Below are 25623 nucleotides of genomic sequence, written 5' to 3'. Positions count from 1 at the left end.
TAAGTACTTCCATCAATCAATCTTCTCATGAAAAAAAATACTATTCAATCCCTTTTGGTTGACAGTTGTCAACCGTTTATCATTGACTCATAATGAAATTAATTGTAGAATATCGGCTCATTTTCAAATAACTTTTTTAGGGGGCGTCTTAAATGCAATGTAACGAAATTGACGAACGTATTTTTACGGCTTTTGTCCTTGTCATCAAAGAATCAAGCTCATATTCCAAAATAACATTAATCAGTGTGGCAAACAAACTGGGGATGTCACGCCAAGCGTTATATAAAACTCACTATCAGAGCATCGATGAACTAGTTATTGCCCTGCATTATTTCATCGATCAGAATCCACAAATGAAATTAAAAAAATTTTTATCTCAACAAGCTGCATATCAACACACCGATTTAATTCATTTTTTTGCTGAAGAAATCCTGCCCGATCTTTACAGTAAACGACAATATTTGCAGATTTTGTACAAGGGCATAGCCTGCCCGCCTTGGACTAGATTTATTATGAAAAGTTATATTGATATTTTAGAACCTTACTTTAAAGGCTCTGAGGCCAAGACTGGTTTAAGCGTCGAATTCATGATGCAACTGGCCGTTACCCAAACACTAACCATTATTGCCAATTGGATGAACCAACCCAAGCCCGAAAATCCTGCTACCTTTTCAAAGAAATTCATCTTCTTAATGACACACTCTATTAATGACTTAATCAGTATTAACCCCGATTAACCATTTAAAGCTTCTGAAAGGTCCTCAAGATACATAAACCAAAGATTGAGTTTACTTTATACCACATACTGCCACATAACTATTGTTTGCTGTAATCAGTAATTCCCAAACGATTGCCGGATAAATCTTCGAATTCTACAGCAAGCCCAGTATGAATCTCGTATGGCTCCGACATAAAATTTACATGTCCACTTTCCTTTAAATGAGAATAGGTATCTTTCACATTCTTGACTACAAACCAAAGCGTTGATTCCGCGTCAGGAAACATGTGCCGATCTTTTAGAATAATGGCTGGTTCATTTTCACCAATTTGAAATCCTATCATCCCTTTGTCGCGGAAATCAAATTTAACAGGCAAACCCAGGACATTTTTATAAAAATCGACAGATTCCGCCATATTATCAACACCTAGAAAAAAGTTATCGTAATCCACTAGTAATAGCTCCTTTGATTGATTATCGTACATACAGTTTCCATTCAGATAAAAGCTTCGATAATAAAAGAAGAATTAAATAAACAGAATTATTCCTTAAATCCTATCATAATTGAGCTCAGCGAAAAATTCGATTAAGTCAAAATAGGAAAACATTAACGAAACCGGTCCATAACATTGGATGCCGATCTATTTTTATAAAAACTAAATATCACCTCGACAAGCGATATCAAGATGTGTAAAAACACTAATGGAGTAGTTCTTGACCTGCCAACGTCATTATGGATGGAGAGAGATTCGAACTCTCGCGCCGCATACACGACCTATCGGTTTTCTAGACCGACCCCTTCAGCCACTTGGGTATCCATCCGAACGTAAATATTTTACACTTTTAAGCCCCTAAAAATCCAGAAAAGTGCAAAATTGCTTCGGATTAGTTAAATTTTTTCAATCATTGTTGAAACACCCATGCCACCGCCGACACATAAACTGGCAATTCCGCGTTTTTTTTCTTCATGAATCAGATCGTACAATAAGGTGACTAAAATCCTTGCGCCAGAAGCACCCACCGGGTGTCCCAAAGCAATTGATCCCCCATTAGGATTAACCTTGTTTAAATTCAGATGAAGTTCCGACGTATCGACCAGCATCTGTGAAGCATAAGCTTCGTTTAACTCGTATAAGTCAATATCCTGATCACTTAGATTGTTTTTTTTATACAGATCATTAATTGCAAAAACCGGTCCGATTCCCATAATCTCCGGATTAACGCCAACGGCATTCCCAAATTTCCATTCGGCTAGAGGATTCAAATTAAGTTCTCCCACTTTTCTTTCGCTGGCTAAAATAACTCCAGCAGCTCCATCATTAATTCCCGAAGCATTTCCAGCTGTGACTTTGCCCCCTTCTTTGAAAACAGCCTTTAACTTCGACAATTGTTCTAAAGAAGTGTCGGCTCTTGGTGCTTGATCTTGCTTAACTTGATCGACAGCAACGATTTCATCATTGAAAAGACCCTTTTTCTCGGCTCTAACTGCCCGAGAATGCGATTCAAGCGCATATCTATCCATCGATTGACGACTAATAGAGTATCTTTCTGCAATGTTCTCGGCTGTAATACCCATATGGAAGTTTCCGATCGGGTCAATCAAAGCATCCCGTAACAATGTATCATCAATCTTTTCGTTTCCTAATTTATGTCCAAATCGATGATTTTTAAGCAAAAATGGAGCATTGGACATCGATTCCATTCCTCCGGCTACAATTATGTCATCAAAACCGCCAGCGATTAATTTAGCCGCCAAATTAATCGAATGCAGTCCCGACCCACAAACATCATTAATTGTCGTGCTGGGAATTGAAAAGGGAATACCGGCTAGACGAGCTGCTTGACGAGCAGGATTCTGCCCGACGCCTGCTTGAATAACATTACCCATATAAATTTCATCTATTTCCTCGGCAGATATTTCTGAACGCTTAAGCAGTGATTTAATAACCGTTGCTCCGAGTTCAACAGCCGTTTTATTTTTTAAAACGCCGCCAAATTTTCCGATCGGTGTTCGAACCGCACTTAAAATAAATACTTTTTGCATATGCAAATATTTTACGCCATATGCAGGAATAATTGAGATTATAGGAATTTACCAATTGAATTAGAATTAAGTAATGAATAAAAATGAGCAGGTAAATATCTCGATTCCAAAAAGAGCCTTTGACAAACTATATTTGAATAATGGCGGTAAAAATAAGCTCCTGGCAAGAATCGATCATAATCGAATTATTCTTCAAGCCAAAGAAACAAAAACAGAGGCACAAACACAATCACTTCGCTGGTTTATGGTTCCCGGCCTATTAGCCGGATTCGTCGCACTGGTCAATTTTTTTATTCAAAAAACAGACTACGTTAAATTATCAGGTGCCAACTCAATCAGTCAAATTACAATTTATTTAGCTGCTCTATTCGGATTTATTACTTTTTTAATCGCATTATTGTTACTAGGCAGAAAACAGTTGGTCATTACAAGTCGATTAGCAAAATTTCGCTCAATCACAACTCTGTCGATTGCGTTTACGTTGCTTGATTTTTCTTTAACTTCCTATTTCTTTTATTTCGTTGATTTGGCCTTTCACGGCGTTATTTTGGATCGGTACACAAGTTCTGCTTTGATTGCCGGCTTTGTCGGGATAGCAAGTTATTTAATGATGAACGCAGCTCAGTCAATTGATTTTTCAACAATCACAACAATTCTGATTTTCACACTTGTTGGCGGAATTTTTTTCTCAATGATCAATAACAAGCATGAAGATTGGTGGCAAATTAATTTCTCTTATTTGGGGTCGAATTTATCAAATAACTGGTGGCAGTTCAATCTGACTTTAATCTTTTCCGCCATGATTATGTTGACTTTAATTGATTATATTTTTTCTTTAATTTTTCAAATCCCTCAGTTCTTTAACACACAAATGAAGGTCTTGCGTTTGCTCTTAGCGGCAACTTCAATCGTTTTTGGTTTAGTGGGTGCTTTCCAAAATAATCGATCGATTATTTGGTTACACGAACTGCATTGGTGGTCCGCCAACGCCCTTGTCATATTAGTATTAATTTTAATTATCGGTTTGAAATGGCTACTGCCGAATGCCACCCGTGAATTTCTTCTAACGGCTTATGGTTTTGCGGGATTGTTGGCACTTTCGGAAATTCTCTTTCAAACCGTGCATTATCTATCACTAACTGCCTTTGAGATTATTTCATTCAGCCTTTCTTTTGGTTTGCTGATTTTATTAATGCAGAATTTAAATACTTTGTATATTGAAAATGCCGAAATTTTTACTGTTGAGATCAAATAAAAAAAGTTCGCTTTAAGCGAACTTTTTTAAATGATTAAATATTTATCTCACATGTGAGTAAAATCAAAGACTTTGCGACCAGTGATCGTGCCCTCTTTCATTTCTTCAATCACATCATTAATATCATTCAAATCAACCTTTTCAACAATTGGGGTAACCTTACCTTCGGCGCCAAATTGGAAAGCTTCTTTCAAATCAGCTCTTGTTCCAACTAATGAGCCACGAACTTCGATCCCATCCAAAACAGTTTTAACAATATTAAGTTCCATATCGCCCTGCGGAAGAGCAACAGCAACAAGCTTGCCCATTGGCCGAAGCGAATCAACAGCCTGCTTGAAAGCTGCATCATTAACAGCCGTAACTTGGGCGTTGTGGACACCGCCAGTGTCCTTTTGAACTTCAGCAGCAACATCGATGCCGGGCTGCTTACGGTTAATCAAAACTTCAGCGCCACCTTCTTTAGCGGCTTCCAGCTTATCCGGATTTCCATCAATTGCAACAACATGGGCACCAAAAACATTATGAGCGTATTGAACAGCCAAATTGCCTAATCCGCCGGCACCATGTACAGATACCCACTGACCAGGTTTGGTTTCGCCGACTTTCAAAGATTTGTACATTGTAACTCCGGCACAAGTAATCGAAGAAGCCTGAGCCGGATCAAGTCCTTCAGGAACTTTAACTGCATATTTAGCATCGACAACAACCTGTTGAGCCATTGCGCCATCAACTGTATAACCGGAATTTCTTACCTTGCGACAAAAAGTCTCGTTACCGGATACACAATAGTCGCAAACACCACAAGCGTCATAGAACCAAGCGATTGAAACACGATCGCCAACCTTCAAATATTGGTCTGCCCCTTCGCCCAATTTAGAAACAATTCCAACTCCTTCATGTCCAACGACACGACGGAAATCTCCGTTGCGTTCGCCTAAAGTATTTGGATCGCCAAAATCTCCGCTTGCACAATGCAGATCGGTGTGGCAAAGACCACAATACTCAACATCTACCAATGCATCGCCAAAGCCTAATTCACGTGGTTTCCAATCATCTATCAGATCAACAAACCCATCATTTTTTTCACGAACAACTGCAGCTTTCATTTTTAGTTCTCGACTTTCTTTGAATATCTTAATTCCTTCTTTTGTAGCAAATAGAAAGACCATTAAATCACGATAATTAAGCACACCGACTAAAACAAACGAACAATTTGAAAGATTCTTATTTCTTCAAACAAAACCAAATAACAGATTATTTGTTTCCAGTAATCTGTGATTTTCTGTCACAAAAGATGGTTTTACTTTTCTAAATTTTTGAGGAATTCGTAAACTTGCACCCTGAAAGTTTGTACAAAAATTTACAAAGATAATATACCATATTATTGTGAAGAAATAAACATTGTGGAAGCGCTTACTTAGATATAATTAAAAAAACTGTCTCAATTCCCCAACAGTTCCCGATTAGTGATATAAAAAATTTGAACTAAAAACGGCAGTAGCAGTATTTGCGCTTCAGATCAGTCATTAAGAGCGTCTTTAACCAAATTCCAACGTTCCATAAAAATCGGTTTGGCCTGTGTGGCCCGATTAGCAGGAGAAGTCGAGGGCAAATAAACTGATTCTTGGCCTATTTTCGGCGCTGCCAATTTGTTAAAGAGCTCCGTGGCTTTTTTTCCTTCTGTAAAAATTGTCCTAATTTGAGAATTCTTTAAAATATCGGAAAAATCATTTGGAACAGGATTCTTAATTGTTGAATCCTGTGCTCCAATAATGTCGGCTTCCTTTAAAGTTATCCATATCGCAACACGATGTTTCAAAGCAAACGATAAACGCGCTTCTTTACTTTTTTCCGGTTCATCAACACCAAGCGTTTTTGCCAAAGTCGACCAAAATATATTCTGAGGGCTGCCATAGTAAAATCCGGAAGCCAAAGATTTCGGAGACGGTAAGCTGCCTAATAATAAAACTTTTGAATTCTCATCATAAATTGGCGGCCAGGGATGGATTACATGAATAAATTCAGATTTTGCTTTCTTGGTCGTCTTTATCAGGCTCCTTTTCCGGTTCATTTTTGCTGAAATCAAATCCTTGACGTTTTAAATAATCAGCCAAAACTTTAGCATTATTTTCATGATCATCTTTAGCTGCATACAATAAAACACTGTCCTCGTGGTCTCTTAAGGTCTGCAAGAAATCTTTGCTGGCGGGATTGCTCGAAAGCTCCGTTAAATAAATTGCCCTAAAAGCCATTTCATCAATATCGTGATCGTAAAACTGTTTGCGTAAATCTGCCGAAGGGGCAATATCTTTTGCCCATAAGTCGATTGCGGCTTTTTCCTTACTAACCCCACGGGGCCAAAGACTATCAATTAAAATTCGATAACCCTTTGATTCTGTTCCATAAATTCTCTCAATTTTGACCATATAAACCATTTTAGCGCGCTAAAAAAAATAAAAATATTCTTTATAAGACCTTTAAGATTGTCAAAAGAATTTCTTGCTTCTAAAGTTTTTATGACATTTATTTAATTTACGATATACAAATTATCAAAACATTTTCCCCTTTTTCTATTAATCTAGTATGTATTGCAAACTAGATGAAATTTTGTTAAATTATTAGTTGGCAATACAAGCTAGTGAAAGAAGGCGATAGTTTTGAAACAGGAAACGTCATCGCAAATGTTAAAAGGTATTCTTCAGGGCTGCTTGCTAATATTACTGACAAAAAAGGGTCTAGAATTTTTGGTGTTGGAAAGTATTTCCATTCCAAAAGTACTAGGCCCTTTTTGATAACAAAAAAAGGCATCTAAGCCTCCCTAGTGCTATGCTTTAAGCGACGAAACTCAAGATAAGCGGGGTAGGAATAGATATCCCAACTAGATAATACACTTAAATTACTGGGAATTACAGACACAAACATTCAGGTGTTCGGTACTCGTGATGAATTTCATGGTCGGGGCTCGGGTCGCAAAAAGTATTTGGTCATCCAGGCAGAGCTTACCTACACACTCAGGCGCTGTCCCAGCTGTGGATACAATACGTTGCACCCTAACGGACACAAGCTCACTCATGTCCACATTGCAGGACCCATGGACCGGCCCGTAATTCTAGAGCTAAACAAGCAACGCTGGCGTTGTAGTAACTGCCATAGCACTTGTACGGCCACCACTCCAGTGGTATCAACCAACCACGCCATCGGTCACGGACTAGCGACTCATGTGCTGAAGCTAGCCAGTAGTAAATCACTCCCGGCTAAGACTATCGCCAGTCTCACCGGTATTTCGACAAACTCAGTTCAGCGTATTTTGACGGCTAATATTCATCCACACGCGAGCCGCCGGTTACCGATTAATCTATGCTTTGATGAATTCCGTTCCACGCACGGCTCCATGTCGTTTATTTGCATTGACGCCGACACTCACAAATCAGTTAAAGTACTTAGCGACCGCCTTAATAGAACCATCAAACAGTTCTTTCTTAGTCAGTACAGCACCGCAGAACGGGCCGCGGTTCAACGCGTCATCATGGACATGAACGCCTCCTATCAGGCATTCGTGCACGAACTATTCCCTAACGCCGAACTCATTATTGATCGGTTCCACATTATTCAATTAATGGGCCGGACGATGGATACCATTCGCACTCAATGTTTAAAGCAACTCGACAAGCATTCGGGAATATAAAGTACTGAAATCACTATGGCGCCTATTCCACAAGGCCAACCCTGACGCACAAAAGAGCCGCTACCTCTTCGGCCTGAATGAGTACTCGACCGAACAGAACGCTATTGATATTGGAGCCGATACGTTTCCGGCCTTCAAAACAGCTTATGAAACCTACATCGATCTCCACGATGCTTTGATGGGGCGTCACGCTGATGAACTCAAGAATATCATCACTAACTATCAGCCTAACGGCACGCCCCTAGATACGGCCATGCATACCCTACGAAAAGAATCTTAATGGAGTAATTAACGCCGCCAAATCGTCCTACTCTAACGGACCGATAGAGGGCATCAACCGTAAGATCAAGGAGCTCAAACGTGCTTGTTATGGCTTCTCCAATCAGGCCAATATGTTCACACGCGTCTACCAGCTGATTGCCTAGATTATCTACCACAATAACGTCACGATGGTAGGCTTATTTGTTATGCCTTCAAGTACGATATTCAGACAACACACCAGATTAAACGCCGCAACTAATAAAACAACAAAAAAGATCTCCCACACGAGGAGATCTCCAAAGGATAGAAACTATCCTTCAACACCATTTGACAAACTTCCACAAAAAAAGAGATGTACGGTTATAAAATTAGTCAAGAATTAGAGCAGTATGGTTTTCAAGGCATCCCCAAGGGAACGATTTATCCATTACTTTTAAACATGGAAAAGAAGGGATTAATCACCGGTAAAATGCAACCATCGTCTGACGGACCAAAGCGAAAGTATTATCGAATTAGCGAAAAAGGTTTGGGAGAAAAGAAGATATTCGTAAGCGAATGGCAGTCTTTAGCAAACAGTGTGGACCAACTAATTAAAAAGGATAAGTAATGACCAGCGAGCAATTAATCGAGAAAAACAATCAATTACGAGAACAACTAAGTCCTGCTAACAAAGCATATTACGAAAATTTGCTGCTGTATCTACGAACGAAAAGTCTTTCAAAAAATGATCAACAAGTCGAAACACTTTTACTGGAAATACTGCAGGACATGTTGGAGGCCCAAGCTAAGGGCATTTCATCCAAGGATTATTTTGGCAAAAGCCCACAAGCATATGCCGATGATATGATTAAAGTTTTGCCTAACGATTTTATTGAAGCTTTTAAATTAATTTTGATAACCATCGGATCTTTCACATTTTTTGGTTTTTTCCCAGTCTGCTAAATCCCCAACGGACACTCAATATAGGCAGCATCGGTCTAACGGGTCTCTACGCGATTATATTAGTGATCGGCATCTTTTATATAATCAATCGTGATATCTACAGAAACAAAAATATTCTCTCACGGATCTTGAAGATCATATTGATCATAATTTTGACTATCCCAATCTTTTTAATCATGATATTCGTTAGAACATCTTTTCAATTGAAGCTTCAGGGAATACTTGGTATATCCGTCATTATTTTATTAATGTTGTCCGAATTGATCTGGTATTTTCGGCAAAAAGACCGTAAACTATGGTTTTTCTTAAATTTCTCTTTTATTGGTTTTGGTGTGCTTGATATTTTGGCGCGCCTGCCCAAACTTGGCCATTACTTGATCAATAATTCGACCGGCAAAATTTATCTGGTCGTTACTATTATCGCCCTGTGCTATCTCCCTTGGCTGACATCCGTTTTATTCAAATATAAGAAAAATAAAAAGTCATAGTTCAACTATGACTTTTTATATTACTGTCAATTAACCAGGGTTTCGGCCGATCTTCCCAAGTCAAAATCCGATGCATATTTGCCTGAGCTGCTGGGACGAACATCTTTGGTTCCGGATTAATTGGAACAAATTCAGCCGCCAAAGTCTCACTTTGATCAACCTGCAATTTTCCGTCAAGCAATTCAATTTCGAATCCCAAGCTTAAATTCTGTTGAGCGTCTCCCCAAAAGTTATGTGGATTAACACTCGAAATCATTTCAAACATATTTTTTACTTTAACATCCAGATTGGTCTCTTCTTTGACCTCGCGGACAATTGCATCCATCGGCGATTCGCCATATTCGACAAAGCCACCCGGAAAACCCCATCCATCAGGAATATCAGCTCTTTGTTCCAAAAAAATGGCATCGTGTTTTTCATTCCAAAGGACAGCAAACGTATTAATCATAATTAAAGGATCATGACCGATTTTGGCACGAATCCGGCTAATGTAATTACCTTCAGCCATCCTTTAGCCCATCGTGACATTGTGACGCGCTTGACCGGTATCCGGCAATTTGTCAAGAACTTCCATGTCAGCTGCAGAAATCTCAAAATCAAGTTCCGCATTCGATTTAACATGTTCGGCCTTCGTAGCCCGCGGCAGTGGCAAAACATTCTTTTGAAGAACGTATTTCAGCGCAACCTGAGGAACGGAAACCTGATATTTTTCGGCAATCTTCTGAATATCGGGTTGAGTTGCCAAGCCTCCGGTTGCTAGCGGGGAATATGCCTCCAGTTGGATATCCAAGGACTTAGTATAAGCGGCAATCTTCGGCTGTGTCCAACCGACGTAAAATTCTATTTGGTTAACTGCCGGTTTAACCGACCAAATTTGTTGAATGTTTTTTAAATCGTGCACATCAAAATTAGAAACACCGATTGCTTTTGCCCGACCGGATTTATAAATTTCTTCCATTGCCTGCCAAGCCTCGCGATTAGCGCCATCATAGCGATAATCCAAATTAATGTCAGCCCACGGCCATGGAGCGTGAATTAAATAAAGATCGACATAATCTGTCTGCAACCGATCGAGAGATTCCTGAAAATTCTTTAAAATATCATCATGATTTTTAATTTCGGCCGGCAATTTTGTTGTCAGAAAAATATCTTCCCGTTTGATTCCTGAATCCTTGATCGCTTGGCCGACAGATGGCTCGTTAAAATAATGAAAAGCAGTATCAATATGGCGATAACCGATTTTCAGGGCAGCCGCAACGGCTTGATAAGCTTCATCCCCATCTTTTAATCGCCAAGTGCCAAAGGCGACCTTAGGAATCTGATTCCCGTTATTCAATTGAAAAGTTTCATCTAAAATACTCATAATTCAATTATACGTTGACCTGAAATTTTGTATATTTTATTTGCAACTGTTTCAACTAATTCACGGTCATGGGAAATTAATAGAACACCGCCCGAATAACCAAGCAGGAAATCCTCTAAAGCCTTAACCGCCGTTATATCAAGAAAATTCGTCGGCTCGTCCAAAATCAAAAGATTGGCTCCAGATAATAAAGTCTTTATCAAAGCTAATTTGATTTTTTCCCCACCTGAAAGACTGATCGTTTTTTGAAAAACTTTATCTCGACGGATCCCGAAAGCGCCAAGGAAATCACGGGCTGTTTGTTCGCTTTCAAGCGATCCGTTTAAAATATTTTCCAACAAATTTTTAGAATCATCCAATTGACTTAAATCCTGATGAAAATAAGCGATCTCCAAATTTTCCGAACGAGTAACAACTGGCGCTTTCGCACACATAATCGCCTCGATCGAAGTTGTTTTCCCGACACCATTATCGCCGATTAATGCCACTTTGTCCCCAGTTGAAATTGTCAAGCTGAGTCCAGATACCAACAAACGTTCTTCACGAATAACGTCGAGATTCAAAACTTTAATGAAATTTTTGCCTTCTTTCAAGTTAAACGAATTTCTTAATTTCAGAGATTTTTTTTCGTAAGGTTTTTCTACTTTTTCCAAATTTTCAATTCGCCTTTGATTATTCTTGGCTAAATGAGCTAATTTTTTTGATTTCTTGCCATAAAAAGGGTTTCGAATACTCGTTTTCGCTAATTTATCGGCTTTACTACTAATAATTTGAGCAGATTTTTGCAATTGCCGGCTTTTGTTTTTTGCACTTTTATAGACATTTTTTTGATTAAGTGATAAAGATTTTCTAAATTCAATAAAATGAACAAAATCTCCCGTGAATTCCTTTACTTGATGATTTTCAAAGACCCAAAGTAAATCAGCGAATTGTTTTAAAAAATACCGATCATGAGAAACGGCTAAAATACTTCCGGAAAAATTACGCAACTCTCTAAGTAGCCACTTAATATTTTTTTCATCAAGATGGGTCGTTGGCTCATCCAACAAAAGCAAGTTCGGTTTTTGCGCTAAAGCTTTTTCAATCAGTTCACGCGTTTTCTGGCCACCGGATAAATCATTGAACCGATTAAGCCGTTCGACAAAAACTATTTTCCCCTGATTTTGAAGCTTCCCGGAAAAGTTACGATCTTGGCCGGAAACAATATTCAGTAAAGTTGTTTTACCTTGGCCATTATCGCCAATAACGCCAATCCTTTGACGAGCATTAATATTTAGTTTTTTGATCTTGATTAAAAGATCGCCATTAATATTTTTTCTAAATTTTCAATATGAGAATACACAAAAACCACCTTCTGGAAATCGGTGGTTTTTAATTAATATAAAACACCAATTTCATTTTTTATTTTTTTGGAATTAGTGTCTTCTTCACTGGATTAGCCTCATTTAGATTATATCAAAGTTCTATAATTAAGGGAACTGAGAAGATAATTATCAAAGTGTCAGATTTAGCTGTTTAAATAAAAAGAGGCTGTTTATGACAAATTATCAATTTTTACAGACGTTCGAATTCAAAAATGGCATCAAGATTAAAAATAGAATTGTAATCCCACCGATGACGGAATGCTCAAGTTTTGAAGATGGAAATGTCACCAAAAACGAATTGGATTATTTTGCCCTGAGAACCGGTGGGGCCGGAATCTTTATAACTCCGGCAAGTAACGTTAGTAGCCTAGGCAAAGGTTTCGAAGGTCAGCTGAGTTGTGCCAGCGACGATATGCTTCCAAGCCTGACTCAGGTTGCAAATACAATTAAAGTCAATGGCACTAAGGCCATTCTGCAATTACACCATGCCGGCCGAATAAGTGACTCTAAGATTCTTCGTGGTCAGCAAGCTGTCGGTCCCTCGGCTGTTGCTTCTTTACGGCCCGGATCGGAGATACCGCGTGAATTAACAAACGAAGAAATTCTGCAGATAATTTCAGATTTCGGGCAGGCCACCCGGCGAGCGATCGAAGCCGGCTTCGATGGAATAGAATTGCATGGAGCCAAAACCTATTTAATCCAGCAGTTTTTTTCTCCCCATTCCAATCGGCGATCAGACGACTGGGGAGGGAGTCTGAAAAAAAGAATGAAGTTCCCATTGGCAGTTGTGGAGCAAGTCCATAAAATTGTTGAAAGATATGCCGGCCGCCCCTTTATCATCGGTTACCGAATTTCTCCGGAAGAAATTGAAACTCCCGGAATTCGTTTGGCTGATACTTTAGCCTTAATCGATGTTTTAAAAAAACAGCCGATCGATTATCTGCATATTTCAACAAGAGACGTTTGGCAAACCAGCAAAAACGATTCTGACGATCAAATTCCGGTTGTCGATCAAATTAAAGAACATACCAAAAATGAAGTTCCTTTGATTGCTGTGGGGAACATTGCCAAACCGGAAGAAGCCGAAAAAGTAATTGAAGATGGCTTTAATTTTGTTGCCCTTGGACGAGAAATGCTGCGTGAGCCTCAATGGGTCGAGAAAGTTCAGAACGGACAAGAAGCAGGAATTAATTATTCACTCAATGAAACCGACTTAAAGCAGTTACGAATAACCCCTCCGCTTTGGAAATTTCTTACAAAAAAAATACACTCCAAACTAACGGCCGATTAACTTACTTTTATTAAAGAATAGATATATTTACAAAATATCTTGCAGATAAGTAAGAATACGTTTATGGGAAGCAAAATGGATTTCCGGCAAATCATTAAAATCGAAAAAATCAACTCTCGAAGTTTCGTGAGGATCAAATTGCGGTTTACCCTCTTTGACCTTCGTTACTAAATAAAAGGGTGTCAGAACTTGAGTTTGATCACCATTTGGATATTTAAAAAATTCCCGGTCGAAGTTTTTCAAAAATTTGTAATCAATAATCTCCAATCCGGCATCCTCTTTAAACTCACGTTTTAAAGTCTGCTCGATACTTTCTCCGTATTCCATATAGCCACCGGGAAGACCCCATCCCCCTGTATCGGCCCTTTTCTGCAGCAGGACTTTCTCTTCTTTAATATAAGCAGCGCCTACACCAACCATGATTAACGGCATATGGCCGACCTTCTCACGAATATCTTTTATATAATTAGCCATAGACCAATTATATTTCAATACTTGAAAAGTAATTGAATAAACAATTTGTGTAAAAAACAAAAAAACTTTCCGTCAATAAGACTGAAAGCTTTTATTTTGTACTTTTTTCAATTTGGTGATGAATCATTAGATCGATTTTGCCTTTTCGCGAACCAACTGTCACGGAATCGCCTGGTCGAATATCCTTGGATAGCAAAGCATCCGAAACTTTATCTTCAACCTGGTTTTGGAAAGCTCGCCGAATTGGACGAGCTCCATATTCAGGATCAAATCCGACTTGAGCAACCAAATCAATAGCCGCTTTATTTATCTTGATCGAGACCCCTTGTTCAGCAACACGTTGCAAAATTCCATGACTCATTAACTCGACAATTTTGTGAAGTTCAGGTTTGCTCAAAGAATGGAAAATAATCGTCTCGTCGATTCGGTTGATAAATTCTGGACGAAAACGTTCCTTTAAAGCTGTTTGAATTTCGCTGGACATTGCTTTGTAACTGTCTTGGGGCTCGATTGCACCAAAACCAACATGTTTGTTATCGCGAATTCGAGTTGCTCCAAGGTTCGATGTCATGATAATAATCGTATTTCTAAAATCAACTTTACGACCCTTTGAATCAGTCATATAGCCATCATCGAAAACCTGCAATAAAAGATTAAAGATATCCGGATGAGCCTTTTCGGCTTCATCCAATAAAACAACCGAGTAAGGATGATTGCGCACACGTTCGGTTAGCTGGCCGCCTTCATCATAGCCAACATAGCCAGGCGCGGATCCGATTAATCGCGAAGCAGAATATGATTCCTGATATTCGGACATATCGACTCGAATCATATTATCTTCCGAATCAAACATTGCCTCGGCCAAAGCCTTAGCCAATTCAGTCTTACCAACACCAGTCGGACCAAGAAAAAGAAAGGTCCCAATCGGACGGCTTGGATCTTTGATACCCGAGCGGGCTCTACGAATAGCCCGAGAAACAGCCGAAATTGCTTCATTTTGTCCGACGACCCGACGGTGAAGTATTTCCTCCAAATGCAGAAGCCGCTCGGATTCTGATTTTTGTAATTGCGTCACAGGAATACCAGTCTGTTGTCCGACAACATCGGTAATATCCTTTTCCCGGACCGTTAACTGATATTTATGATCTTTTGTGCCATTAATCAAATTGTCGGTCTCAACAACTGCTAATTCTTTTCTTATTTTGATTTCTTGCTGGCGAATCTTGGTTGCTTGATCGAAATCGCCAGAAGAAACAGCATCATCCAATTGATCACGTAAACCATTCAGCTGTCTTTCTAAATCAACCTTTTTATCCTCTGGTTGGACTGTATCGATTCGAACCTTCGCAGCCGCCTCATCCATTAAATCAATCGCCTTGTCGGGAAGAAAACGGTCCGCAATATAACGTGAACTTAATTTAACAGCTGCATTGATTGCCTCATCGGAGATATTAACGCGATGATGTTCCTCATAACGCGGTCGCAAACCCTTTAAAATTTCAACCGAATCTTCCTGACTTGGTTCATCGATTGTTACGCTTGCGAAACGACGTTCAAGCGCTTGATCGGATTCAATGTACTTCTGATATTCATCAAAAGTAGTTGCACCGATTGTTTGCAATTCTCCACGAGCCAAAGCAGGCTTTAAAAGGTTGGAGGCATCCAGTGCTCCTTCGGCCCCACCAGCGCCAATTAAAGTATGCAATTCATCAATGAAAAGAATCACTTGACCATCCTGATGAATTTCGTTGATAATTTTCTTTAAGCGGTCTTCGAATTCGCCACGATACTTGGTACCAGCGATTAAGGCGCCCATGTCAAGGGCCATCAAACGTTTATTCGCCAGATCAAAAGGAACTTGACCAGTGGCAATTTTGTGTGCCAGACCTTCGGCAATTGCCGTCTTGCCGACACCTGGTTCGCCAATCAAAACCGGATTATTTTTCGTTCGACGGCTCAAAATCTGAATTACCCGATGAACTTCCTGATCCCGACCGACAACTGGATCAATTTGGCCAGCTGACGCCAAAGCCGTTAAATCACGCGACATCGAATCCAAAGTCGGCGTTCCCTGTTGATTAGCCTGTCCCTGCTGCTTGGATTTCGGTTTTTGCTGATTTGGATCGACACCAATCCGCTTAAAAATCGCACGAGTCAAATCCTGCAAACGGACGTCCAAACTAGCCAAAATCCGCGAGCTAAGAATCGATTCATCAGTCAATAAAGCCAAAAGGAGGTGTTCGGTTCCAATTTGACGGGCGCCAAGACTTTGGGCCTGCAATGCTGCATTCTTTAAAATTTCCTGAGCCTTTGGAGAATAAGCCAAAAAGCCGGCTTTTATATTTGTATGAGTTCCATATCCGGTAAATTGTTCAATTTCATTTCTAATATCATCGTCGGTGACATTGTAATCTTGAAGAACCTTGCTCGCCAACCCATCTTTTTCCAAAGTAAGAGCCGACAGCAAATGTTCCGAACCAACGATTTCATGTTTAAAATACTTCGCCTGTTCCTGGGCTAAAAGTAAAACATTTTTTGCAGATGCTGTGTATTGATTATCCATGAATGTTTGTACTCTCAAATCTCAGCCGATTGATCATGCCAACAAGGACACGAGCTCGAACTGTGTTTTCTGATACTTTATCAGAAATCCGCAAAGAATTCTTGTCGATTGCTGCAACCATCAAATTTGCTTCTCTTTCACTGACAACTTTGTCTTCCAAAAGAGCAGTAATAATTTGATCCGCATTGTTATTGCCGATTGAATCGCCGATATAATCTATCAGTTCATCAAAGATTTTTGTATCATCAACCAAATCAACATGTTCAATACGGATATATCCGCCGCCGCCACGTTTGGATTCTACTATATATCCATTTTGAAGGGTAAAACGGGTGTTGATTACATAATTGATTTGACTTGGTACAACAGCAAAACGACTGGCGATCTCGCTTCGTTTAATCTCGGTGATTTCGTCCTGACTGAGGATTTCCTTTAAATATTGTTCAATTAAATCTGAAATATTAGCTTCTGCCATAATTTGACCATTCCTGACTAATATTATAAACAGAAATACGAATAAAGACCAATTTCAACAATGAAAAACTAATCTGCTTCTTCAAATTTTTTGTTAATCTTTTGTCCGTCACTCAATTTTTTCAGCTTCTTATGGGCTGAAAGCCAGGCCGGGGTTAATGCCGTTAGAGAACCAAACCAAGCCAGGGGCGTGCCCATAACTGCTCCGGCATAACCGAAAATAGCAACCAGTACAAGAGCCGCAAAGGCCCGCATCGATAATTCGAAAACACCGGCGATCGTAGGAACATAAGTGTTTCCCAAGCCCTGCAGGGTATAACGAATCAAGAATAGAGTCGATAAAAGAATATAAGCTCCGCCATTGATGATAAAGTAAATTCGCGACAGCTCGAGTACGTGGACCTGTTGACTACCGGAGCCCAAGAAAAGTTGAACTATATAATGGCCAAAACTAATTTCGAGAATTGACATGGAAACTGCCCAAATTCCGCCAACGATCAAAGCTTTCTTTACCCCTTCGAGAATTCGGGAATATTTCCTGGCTCCTAAATTCTGAGCAGTAAAAGTCGCCATCGTAATTCCGATACTCATCATGGGCAAAGTTGCCAATTGATCAATTCTTGAGGCAGCACCGGAAGAAGCAACCGAATCAGTGCCGAGGGTATTTAATGCCGTTTGCAAAATTACTCCGCCGATTGCGATGATTGAATTTTGAAAAGCCATCGGCAGACCAAAACGCAAATGTTCTTTAATATCATTCATATCAGTGTGCCAATCGCCGCGATGGACTTGCAAAACAGGCAAAACCTTATAAATATAAACAAAACTAACAATCCCCGAAATAAGTTGAGCGATCACAGTAGCAAAAGCCGCTCCGGCAATGCCCCAATGAAAAACAACGATAAAAAGAAGTTCCAAGGCGATGTTGATAAAGACAGCTACAATTAGAAAAATCAATGGTGCTCGGGAATTGCCAACCGCCCGCATTGCATTAGCTGCCAAATTATAGCTCATTGTCGTGAACATAAATCCCAATAGAATCGTTAGAAAAATGTTCGCCTGAGTCATGACATTTTTCGGCGTTTGCATTAATTCCAAAATTTGTTTATTGAAAGCAACTGCAATAAAAGTCATGAAAATTGTCAAAATTACTGTGCACAGAATTGTCGTGACCATCGACTGACGGACACCGCGAAAATCTCCTGCGCCAAAACGTTTGGCAGTTACAATTGCCGTTCCAGCAGTAAAACCCTGAGCAAAACCCACCAACAGCCAATTTAAGGCCGCTGCTAAAGAAACAGCTGCTAAAGCACTAACACCTAAAGCCCGGCCAACAATCACCGTGTCGGTAAAAGTATAAAGCTGCTGAAAAAGGTTCCCCAATAAAAGCGGTATTGTGAAGAAAATTATTAATTTTAACGGTTTCCCCTCAGTCAAACTATGCATAAAAAATCCTTAATTACTCAATGGTATTTAATTCTATACGTAATCCAATTATTTCGAACATCTAATTGATTATTTTTTTCAAAATCGAATAAATTTTTAAAACAAAGTTGAAGTGCTAAGTTGCTGCTTTGCTTTTTGTTAAACGAGATAGAGCTTGAATTCTTTAAATTAACCATTGATAAAAGTAGTTGATCCATGTTTGTAAAGAAATCCAAACCGTATTTTGAATCAGGATCTTTTATTTGAAGAACCGGAAATTCTTTTCGATCATTTTCAGATAAAACAAGTGTGTGTTCAACTTGCTTTCCATCGATTTGGAAATTATCTTCCGACTCAACTTTTACTTGATTCTTTGCCGCAATCCAATAATTTTCCAGATAAACCGACAATTTAGAATAATCCGTTTGTGAATCGGTATCAAAATTAATCGTGACCGAATTATCTTCAAAAAGAGTATAAGTTATTTGAAAAAGGGTTCTCCTGGAATTGCTTTCTTTAGAAATAGAATGCAGATCTTCTTTTAACGTAATTGAGTTTTCGTGAACAACTGCTTTTAAATTTTGGAATTTTTCTATATTTTGAGCGATATTTTTTTTGTTGAAAGAGTCGATCAGGAGATTTTGGCGTTCTTTATTCTCGTCTATGATTGAAAATTCATGCCAAAAATCAGGAAAGTTCCTAATGGAAATTCGCGCACCCTGACTATTCTCCAGAGAATAATCAAAAACATCTAATCCCTGGTATTCTAAAACTTTTTTAATTGCTGTTTTCATTGTTATAAAATTCTCCAAAGAAACAGCACTCGTCGCCCGATCCCCTCAAAGAAACTATTGTCTATTTTACTAATAAAAAATTAGTATTTAAGCAAATATTCAAAAAAAATTAAAATATTTATGAAAAAAGCTCCAATACGATTTACTCAGGATCATATTAGAGCTGATGCGTAATTGATTTATCGCTAATCTACCTATTAGAAACACCCAGATTAGTAATAGCTTTGAAATCATCATCACTCAATTTGATTGAAGCGGCAGCCACGTTATCCTCCAAATGAGCTACCGAACTTGTACCAGGGATTGGAAGAACATTTCCTGATCGTTTCAACAACCAGGCTAAGGCAATCTGAGCCGGACTTGCTTTATATTTATTGGCAATCTTGGCCAACGGACTGTTTGCCCCGGTCAGTTTTCCAGTATTCAATGGAAACCAGGGTACAAAAGCCATGTGCTGTGATTCGGCATAATCGAGGACATCGTCGTCGCGATGGTCAGAAACATTATAAAGATTTTCAACCGCATCAATCTTTGCGTATTTTTGGGCTTCCTTGATTTGTCCGACAGTTACCTGGCTGAGACCAATGTGCTTTATTTTTCCTTCGTCCTGTAGCTTTTTTAATTCGCCAACCTGTTCAGCAACCGAAAAATGCGAATCGATTCGGTGTAAAAAGAGCAAATCTTCATGATCAATACCCAAGGTCATTAGAGATACTTCAACCTGTTGACGAAGATAATTAGGTTCCCCATGTGGTGTCCAAACGCCGGGTCCCTGACGAGTTTGGCCAACCTTGTCAGAAATAAAAATCTCATCACGATTGCTTGCTGACTTCAAGCCCTCTGCCAAGTAACGATCAGCAAACCACGGACCATAAGAATCGGCCGTGTCAAAAAAATTGATTCCCAAATCAACCGCTTTTTTAATAACGGATACGGCATTATTTGGATCATCATATGGGCCCCAAGTCCCCCCACCGGTCAGCTACATTGTTCCATAACCAAGCCGGTTAACTTTAAATTGATCATCAAAAGCATAAGTCCCTGATGCAGAAGCATTTATTTGCGACATATATCTACCTCCTTAAATTGGTTTCTAAAAGTAAGTATAGTTCAAAAAAACAATACATTAAATAGTTCCGTTTTGTAAATCAGCCACGAGCAATCAAAATGTTTAAAACTTTTTCTTCATATCAAAAAAATAAATATTCCTAAACATTTTAAACATCCAAATAGGTCAGTCTAAACCAATGATTGTAATATACGAATATAATTAAAATATAGTTTTTATTTAAGCAAGGGAAAGTTGGATCTGATTATGTATAATGACAATCGTTTATTCAAGTTCTTCCTACTTTTTTTAAAGTTAATTTCGGCAATCGGCACTATTCTGATCGCCTTCACATTAATTAAAAATGCGATCGACAATTATTCGATTACAAAAGCCGGCAGCCTAATCCTGAACATTTCTATTTATGCCGCCTTGGCTTCCGGAGCATTAAATATTTTTCAAGTTATCTGTCTTTTTGTTCCTATTAATAATCTATTTCGAATAATCTATATCGCCAGCGTCTTTGTAAGCAATGCATTTTTAATATTTGTATCGGTTATTTGGCTGAGTGTTTATCAATTTATGTTTCTAGGAATCAGCCTTGGTCTTTTGGGCTTGATACTAATTTCTTTTCAAGTTAAAAAAAGAAGAGATTAACATTTTATAAATAAAGACTTATGGAGAAGGAAAGGGATTTGAACCCTCGCATCGTAACAAAAGTTAACGACCTACCTGCCTAATAAATTAAACAGGCCTCTTAAACCAGACTTGAGTACTTCTCCGAAATTACTGATGTTTGCTTTGAACAAGCACGTTTACTAATGTAGAGTAGAAATTTTAAATAAAATTATATTGAAAATTAATTCAAGATTAAAAACGGCTGAAAGATTAAATAAATCAAAAAAACACTTTTCAGTGCTTCTTCGTAAGTCCTTTCAAACCCAATCTGATCCTTCCCTGCAAATGCTGAAATGCCAAATACCGTTGACGGGATTTTTCAATTATTTTGTACTTTTTCGGATTTTTCTTGTAAAATTGCTGGTGAAAATTTTCTGCAGGCCAAAAATTGGTTGCCGGTTCAATCGCTGTAACGATTGGACGATTATACATTCCCGATTCGGCTAATTTTAGTTTTGAACTCTCAGCAATTTTTCTTTGTTCTTCATTTCTAACAAAAATTACCGGTCGATAATTATCGCCCATGATCATTAATTTGGCCAAATTCGTCAGTCGGATCGGTTATTTGCCAATAAAGATCAAGCAACTCTGTGTATTGAATAATTCTCGTATCAAAAATAATTTCAACTGCTTCAACATGGCCTGTATAGCCGCTCACCACTTGTTCATATGTTGGATGATCAACATGGCCTCCGGTATAACCGGACAGTACTGAAACAATTCCACGCTCGTTTTCAAAGGGCTCGACCATACACCAGAAACATCCCCCGGCAAATATCGCTCGATCTTGATAAGAGAGATCTTTTGCATAATGTTTCGAAAAATCAAATTGAAGATGATCAGGTGAATTTCCGGTAATTTTCATGTAAAAATCTGTCACATCGGCAGTCAAATTATTTCTGACAGCAAGCGGTCACAATTCAAATTCCAGTTTTGAAAGCTGACGCTCAAAATTCATATCTTCGCCGATCGCGTTCTTAGCAGATGAAAGCAATGAACGTTCCCAAGCACTGGTCGCTGGATTAAGTATTAGATTATAGATATCGTTTAAAATCTCTTCACAATTGTTTTTCGTCATCATAACCATCCTCTGAATTTGGAAATAACTGAATTTTTTATGACTTGGAATCCGAAAAGCATTTTCAAGGATCTTATTTATTGAAAATATCGTTCGAAAATTATTAAAAAGCAGTGGTCCTACGTTCAGTATAATCCATATTTCTCAGGAATTATGATTCGAAACTGCTTACAGCTCAAATCAAACAAACTACTGAAAAATATTTAAAAAACCGGCCTAATTAAAGGCCGGGAGATATATGTTGTAATTATTGAAACATGGATAAATTAATATGATTACTTAAAAAAATTTTGGCGGTCGGTACTTATTAAAAGTGCCTTGAATGAATTATAGTCTTTTTTAAATAAAAAGCACTAATCCTTTTAAAAAAACGGTTTCCTTGTTAACTGAATTAAATGAATGATTAAAAGAGACCTACTCCAAAAGCAGGATTAGTAAATCAGTTATTTAATTTAATATGGTTTGCATTAAAAAACCACTACTAATTTAATAGTGGCGGTCCCAATATCGGCCTTTTCATCAACCGATACAACATGAAAACTGAATTAATCAGCAATTAATTTAGTTTTAGGTATCAAAGATACCCGCATTAGAGTCTAGCAAATTTTTCAATAAAAAACAGCCCTAAGTTGGCTGTTTTAATTTAAAGAAACGCACATAAAAACCGACTGGATTAAAATTTTTTATGATCCGGAACAGCTTTTTAGCAATTTAGCACCTATAGGAACAATCTAGTATTAGTTAAGTGAAACAAGCAGATTAAAAATTAACCAATGTTAGTCGTTTCGATGCTGATGATTATTTGGAACCAAACTAATCGTCGCAACCAAGATCGGCTCTTCTTAACTGTGATTTATTTTATTAAACGGAAGCGTTTTTTAAAAGCACTGGAATTAATTACCAAAGATCTTAAGATTGCTTGAAACTACAATTCTTTTTTCTCTAACAAAAGAAGTACGATAACTATTTTAAATTGAGAAAATATGAATTGTGTAGCAAAGAATAAAACCATTATTAAAAGAAATATATAGGCCAAATAAACCAAAGATTATCATGTTTCTCAGTTCTTTCTATTATTATTTGAATAACGGTCCCACTAATTACAGCTGAAAAAAAGAAAATCGTCTTGAATATATACTGACTGAAAATACTCACAGCTGGGAAAAATGCTAAAACATCATTGGCACAAAAAAATTAAAGACCAGATAAAGCAAATTAGGCGATATTTTTTTCTTGGACATATTAGTACTGATGCCTCCAAGTCAATAATCTCTATTAATTGTTTTGTATGATGTCTTTTATTGATCTAATGGGAATATAATGTTCAAAAAATAAAGGATTTCCGAAGTAATGCTTTTGAGACATCGAAATTATATTTCGTTATTAAATCCCTTTAGAAATGACGATTAGTTATTACTAAGCGCTAATCAAATCATAATTCATCTTTTTTCATAAAGAGCCGGAATAGAAAATATCCGGTTTAGATTATTTTTCCCTATAAAAACATTTAATTTTTTTAATAATTAATTAAAATTAAAAAAGCATCCACCCTTAATTGGTTAGATGCTTTTTTGTACAAACGTGCTATAAATGCTGATACCAGTGAATTTACATAGCTCCAATGGGGATCATAAAACGTTGATATATAGGCGTTTCGTTACATTGTGTGGCAAAAATGTGGCAAATTAAGATATAAAAAAAGCGCCCAACCAATTAAGGTTAGACGCTTTTAGTTTATTTATTAATTAGCTGCTTGTAATTTTGCTAGGTTAGCTTGTGCATCGGTAGCAGCCTTTTGAGCTGCGGCAAGTGCATCGGATTTAGCTTTAGCAGCTGCGGCCGCTTGATCGGCCTGTGCTTTAGCAGTTGCTTGCTCTGCAGCTGCTTTTTCTTGTTCTTCGGTCATCTGTGGGTAAGTGACATCCAATTCTTTAATGGCCTTAGAATATTCATCTTCGACAGCATTTTCTATAGTGGTTAGATCAGCCTTTTTAAAACCAAGTTTAGTTAAAGCTGAAACAACAAGCTCAACGGCCTTAGACTTTTTAGCTTCCCCTTCAATGTATTTAACAACACCTAGCTTTTGTACAGCTACCACGGCATCGTGAGCCAATGGCGTTAGTAAAGCAACAAACTTATTGGCTTTTAAGATTTTAACGACGTAGGCACCAATAACCGGAATAACGGCCACGGCGATCGCAATAATAAGATCAGAAATATTAACTAGATTCATTTTTTAATTCTCCTTTGTATTTTTAAAAAGTTTACTTGTCTAAGCAATGTAAACTTTTCGCCTTTTTAAGACGTTTTTGTCACTTTATTTTTAAATTTTCACCAACATAAATATAGTTGGCATTTTTTAATCCATTTAATGAAACTAATTTACTAACGCTTGTTCCATACTTACTAGCAATTGCGCTCAATGTATCACCAGAAGCAACTTTGTAGTAGCTAGCAGAACTAGATGATACGGATCCGGAAACCTTTAACTTTTCTCCTGGAACGATGATATATGGACTGCCAATTCCATTTAATGAAGCTAGTTTCTGATAAGTAGTTCCATATTTAGCAGCTATAGCACCGAGTGTGTCGCCACTTTGAACCGTGTAATATCCAGTTGAGCTAGGAGCGGATATTTTAGCAGTCGTTGAGGTGGTTAACAGAATCTCAACATTGCTCTTACTGATCCAGGAACTAATCCCAGCCAAGAGAACGTTGTTACCTGATACCTGCGCAACTTTATAGCTTTTACCCTTAACCCAGCTTGGAATTGATTCACCAGTCGACCATTTAGAAGCACTGAAGTTGACCTTAACCGTGTCACCAACAACGATTGAACTCTTTGGAGTGTTGTTGGCTTGCTGACCGGCTTTAACAGCTGGTGTAGAAGTGGTTGTCTTTACCGCTGTGCCTCCGGTTGAAGCTGTGGTCGTTCCCTTATATCCGTTATCGGTAATCCCAGTTAAATCAATGTCACCGTCTAAGCCACCAGCCTTATAAGTACTAGTGAATTGAAATAAGTGAATATTATTAAAACTTGGAAAGTAATTATAGTTCGGACTAGTCGTTACGTTGTAATTAGGATATTCAGCCATCCAAAGTGGGTAACTTTTAGCTAAAGAAGCTAGGTCAAGATGACTGGTTAAAAAAGCTTTGTAACCATACAAGACAGCTGTATAACCGGCTGCCTGGATTTTGTCTAAAGCATATTTAACGCTGGTCGTGTTTGGGTTGCCTGATTCAACATCCAAAGCAACAATCGAGCCTTTAGGAGTTTGAACCTTGGGCAGATAATAATTTAGCATCTCATCAGCTTGAGCGTTGCTGGAGAATTGAGCATAAATATACGTATGTGCCCTTTTACCCTGGGCAATCGTTGAAGCTACTTGTGTAGCATAAGTCGACTGTGGACTAAAGTAGCCATCGTAATAACCACCCAATTGGATAATGGCAAACTTGTCGCTTGCCTGTCCGAACTCGGCTGTGCTTGTCTGATAGTGGCTTAAATCCACTCCTTGATCTCCTTTAGCCGCAAAGACCGGTGAAGCAATCGCAAAAGCCGATAAAGCCGAGATTGTTATTAAAATTGTATTTAACTTTTTATGTGTCAATGAAAAATTACCTCCTAATAAAAAGCACTGGCTAATTAGCTAGTGCAAACATATTTTTTAAACTATT

At 38.3% G+C, this 25623-nt stretch carries 23 protein-coding genes, 2 tRNA genes and 4 pseudogenes; 9 read left to right on the top strand and 20 right to left on the bottom strand.

Translation table 11 applies throughout. The features are described from left to right. Nucleotides 1–152 precede the first annotated feature (152 nt). The gene (locus J3U91_RS02525) at nt 153–737 is read left to right on the top strand and encodes a TetR/AcrR family transcriptional regulator (RefSeq protein WP_002818352.1); all 585 of its coding nucleotides are present in this window, start codon (nt 153–155) and stop codon (nt 735–737) included. A 79-nt stretch (nt 738–816) separates the two neighbouring features. On the opposite strand, the gene J3U91_RS02520 is transcribed toward J3U91_RS02525, so the two are convergent. The 3 genes from J3U91_RS02520 to J3U91_RS02510 form a co-directional block, all read right to left on the bottom strand. Continuing rightward, nucleotides 817–1203 (bottom strand): VOC family protein, encoded by a 387-nt coding sequence (locus J3U91_RS02520; protein WP_002820992.1) that lies wholly within the window; start codon nt 1201–1203, stop codon nt 817–819. Nucleotides 1204–1452: 249 nt separating this feature from the next. Beyond that, nucleotides 1453–1540: transfer RNA gene (locus tag J3U91_RS02515), tRNA-Ser, on the bottom strand. Between the two features lie 67 nt (nt 1541–1607). Then, the gene (locus J3U91_RS02510) at nt 1608–2762 is read right to left on the bottom strand and encodes a thiolase family protein (RefSeq protein ID WP_002818348.1); all 1155 of its coding nucleotides are present in this window, start codon (nt 2760–2762) and stop codon (nt 1608–1610) included. A 73-nt stretch (nt 2763–2835) separates the two neighbouring features. On the opposite strand from J3U91_RS02510, the gene J3U91_RS02505 reads away from it, so the two are divergent. After that, the gene (locus tag J3U91_RS02505) at nt 2836–4017 is read left to right on the top strand and encodes a hypothetical protein (RefSeq protein WP_002817054.1); all 1182 of its coding nucleotides are present in this window, start codon (nt 2836–2838) and stop codon (nt 4015–4017) included. 47 nt (nt 4018–4064) lie between these two features. On the opposite strand, the gene adhP is transcribed toward J3U91_RS02505, so the two are convergent. The 3 genes from adhP to J3U91_RS02490 all read right to left on the bottom strand — a co-directional run bounded on the left by adhP (nt 4065) and on the right by J3U91_RS02490 (nt 6452). After that, entirely contained in the window at nt 4065–5123 is a 1059-nt protein-coding gene (gene adhP, locus J3U91_RS02500) for an alcohol dehydrogenase AdhP (RefSeq protein WP_026163838.1), read from the bottom strand. A gap of 413 nt (nt 5124–5536) precedes the next feature. Beyond that, nucleotides 5537–6088, bottom strand: coding sequence for a DNA-deoxyinosine glycosylase (locus J3U91_RS02495; RefSeq protein WP_018025256.1), 552 nt, complete (start codon nt 6086–6088; stop codon nt 5537–5539). Continuing rightward, nucleotides 6039–6452: a DUF488 domain-containing protein gene (locus tag J3U91_RS02490; RefSeq protein WP_002817057.1), complete on the bottom strand. Its 414-nt coding sequence runs from the start codon at nt 6450–6452 to the stop codon at nt 6039–6041. Before J3U91_RS02490 ends, J3U91_RS02495 begins: the two co-directional genes overlap by 50 nt. Before the next feature lie 434 nt (nt 6453–6886). On the opposite strand from J3U91_RS02490, the pseudogene J3U91_RS02485 reads away from it, so the two are divergent. The 4 genes and pseudogenes from J3U91_RS02485 (at nt 6887) to J3U91_RS02470 (ending at nt 9393) form a co-directional block, all read left to right on the top strand. Continuing rightward, a pseudogene (locus tag J3U91_RS02485) lies at nt 6887–8127 on the top strand (ISL3-like element IS1165 family transposase). Nucleotides 8128–8315: 188 nt separating this feature from the next. Next, nucleotides 8316–8570: a PadR family transcriptional regulator gene (locus J3U91_RS02480; protein ID WP_002818342.1), complete on the top strand. Its 255-nt coding sequence runs from the start codon at nt 8316–8318 to the stop codon at nt 8568–8570. Further along, nucleotides 8570–8905 (top strand): DUF1129 domain-containing protein, encoded by a 336-nt coding sequence (locus J3U91_RS02475; RefSeq protein ID WP_002817058.1) that lies wholly within the window; start codon nt 8570–8572, stop codon nt 8903–8905. The genes J3U91_RS02480 and J3U91_RS02475 overlap by 1 nt, the downstream gene beginning before the upstream one ends. 176 nt (nt 8906–9081) lie before the next feature. Next, nucleotides 9082–9393, top strand: coding sequence for a hypothetical protein (locus J3U91_RS02470; RefSeq protein WP_226489971.1), 312 nt, complete (start codon nt 9082–9084; stop codon nt 9391–9393). 1 nt (nt 9394) lies between these two features. Here J3U91_RS02470 and J3U91_RS02465 read toward each other — a convergent pair whose 3' ends face one another. From J3U91_RS02465 to J3U91_RS09975, 4 genes and pseudogenes are all read right to left on the bottom strand, one after another. Beyond that, entirely contained in the window at nt 9395–9901 is a 507-nt protein-coding gene (locus tag J3U91_RS02465; RefSeq protein ID WP_002817059.1) for an NUDIX domain-containing protein, read from the bottom strand. Nucleotides 9902–9904: 3 nt separating this feature from the next. Next, nucleotides 9905–10756 (bottom strand): aldo/keto reductase, encoded by an 852-nt coding sequence (locus tag J3U91_RS02460; RefSeq protein ID WP_002817060.1) that lies wholly within the window; start codon nt 10754–10756, stop codon nt 9905–9907. Beyond that, nucleotides 10753–11811, bottom strand: a complete 1059-nt coding sequence (locus J3U91_RS02455; protein WP_002818340.1) for an ATP-binding cassette domain-containing protein — start codon at nt 11809–11811, stop codon at nt 10753–10755. Before J3U91_RS02455 ends, J3U91_RS02460 begins: the two co-directional genes overlap by 4 nt. 21 nt (nt 11812–11832) lie before the next feature. Then, nucleotides 11833–12000: pseudogene (locus J3U91_RS09975) on the bottom strand (ABC transporter ATP-binding protein); the annotation flags it as partial. Nucleotides 12001–12292: 292 nt separating this feature from the next. Here J3U91_RS09975 and J3U91_RS02450 point away from each other — a divergent pair. Continuing rightward, a complete protein-coding gene (locus tag J3U91_RS02450) occupies nt 12293–13411 on the top strand; it encodes an NADH-dependent flavin oxidoreductase (protein ID WP_002818337.1) in 1119 nt (372 codons plus the stop codon). A gap of 27 nt (nt 13412–13438) precedes the next feature. Here the strand turns inward: J3U91_RS02450 and J3U91_RS02445 are convergent, their stop codons facing one another. From J3U91_RS02445 to J3U91_RS02420, 6 genes and pseudogenes are all read right to left on the bottom strand, one after another. Then, complete coding sequence (locus J3U91_RS02445) at nt 13439–13885, bottom strand: NUDIX hydrolase (RefSeq protein WP_226489970.1); 447 nt, start codon at nt 13883–13885, stop codon at nt 13439–13441. A gap of 91 nt (nt 13886–13976) precedes the next feature. Then, nucleotides 13977–16448, bottom strand: a complete 2472-nt coding sequence (locus tag J3U91_RS02440) for an ATP-dependent Clp protease ATP-binding subunit (RefSeq protein ID WP_002818333.1) — start codon at nt 16446–16448, stop codon at nt 13977–13979. After that, a complete protein-coding gene (locus J3U91_RS02435) occupies nt 16441–16923 on the bottom strand; it encodes a CtsR family transcriptional regulator (RefSeq protein WP_002818331.1) in 483 nt (160 codons plus the stop codon). Before J3U91_RS02435 ends, J3U91_RS02440 begins: the two co-directional genes overlap by 8 nt. A 68-nt stretch (nt 16924–16991) precedes the next feature. After that, nucleotides 16992–18368, bottom strand: coding sequence for an MATE family efflux transporter (locus tag J3U91_RS02430; RefSeq protein ID WP_002818329.1), 1377 nt, complete (start codon nt 18366–18368; stop codon nt 16992–16994). A gap of 17 nt (nt 18369–18385) precedes the next feature. Further along, nucleotides 18386–19141 (bottom strand): hypothetical protein, encoded by a 756-nt coding sequence (locus J3U91_RS02425; RefSeq protein WP_002818327.1) that lies wholly within the window; start codon nt 19139–19141, stop codon nt 18386–18388. 190 nt (nt 19142–19331) lie between these two features. Then, nucleotides 19332–20210, bottom strand: a pseudogene (locus tag J3U91_RS02420) (aldo/keto reductase). A 246-nt stretch (nt 20211–20456) separates the two neighbouring features. On the opposite strand from J3U91_RS02420, the gene J3U91_RS02415 reads away from it, so the two are divergent. Further along, the gene (locus J3U91_RS02415) at nt 20457–20846 is read left to right on the top strand and encodes a hypothetical protein (protein WP_002818325.1); all 390 of its coding nucleotides are present in this window, start codon (nt 20457–20459) and stop codon (nt 20844–20846) included. A 21-nt stretch (nt 20847–20867) separates the two neighbouring features. Here J3U91_RS02415 and J3U91_RS02410 read toward each other — a convergent pair. Next, nucleotides 20868–20971 (bottom strand) — tRNA-OTHER (locus tag J3U91_RS02410). 130 nt (nt 20972–21101) lie between these two features. Beyond that, nucleotides 21102–21945, bottom strand: a pseudogene (msrA, locus tag J3U91_RS02405) (peptide-methionine (S)-S-oxide reductase MsrA). Nucleotides 21946–22718: 773 nt separating this feature from the next. On the opposite strand from msrA, the gene J3U91_RS02400 reads away from it, so the two are divergent. Further along, nucleotides 22719–22868, top strand: a complete 150-nt coding sequence (locus tag J3U91_RS02400) for a hypothetical protein (RefSeq protein ID WP_002818317.1) — start codon at nt 22719–22721, stop codon at nt 22866–22868. Between the two features lie 818 nt (nt 22869–23686). On the opposite strand, the gene J3U91_RS02395 is transcribed toward J3U91_RS02400, so the two are convergent. Both J3U91_RS02395 and J3U91_RS02390 read right to left on the bottom strand, forming a co-directional pair. Beyond that, nucleotides 23687–24178: a holin gene (locus J3U91_RS02395; protein WP_002820062.1), complete on the bottom strand. Its 492-nt coding sequence runs from the start codon at nt 24176–24178 to the stop codon at nt 23687–23689. 79 nt (nt 24179–24257) lie between these two features. Continuing rightward, nucleotides 24258–25556, bottom strand: coding sequence for a LysM peptidoglycan-binding domain-containing protein (locus J3U91_RS02390; RefSeq protein ID WP_002826674.1), 1299 nt, complete (start codon nt 25554–25556; stop codon nt 24258–24260). Nucleotides 25557–25623 lie beyond the last annotated feature (67 nt).

Origin of the sequence: Oenococcus oeni, assembly GCF_020510245.1 — a bacterium.
Lineage (GTDB): Bacteria > Bacillota > Bacilli > Lactobacillales > Lactobacillaceae > Oenococcus > Oenococcus oeni.
This window is presented reverse-complemented; position numbering and strand designations above follow the sequence as displayed.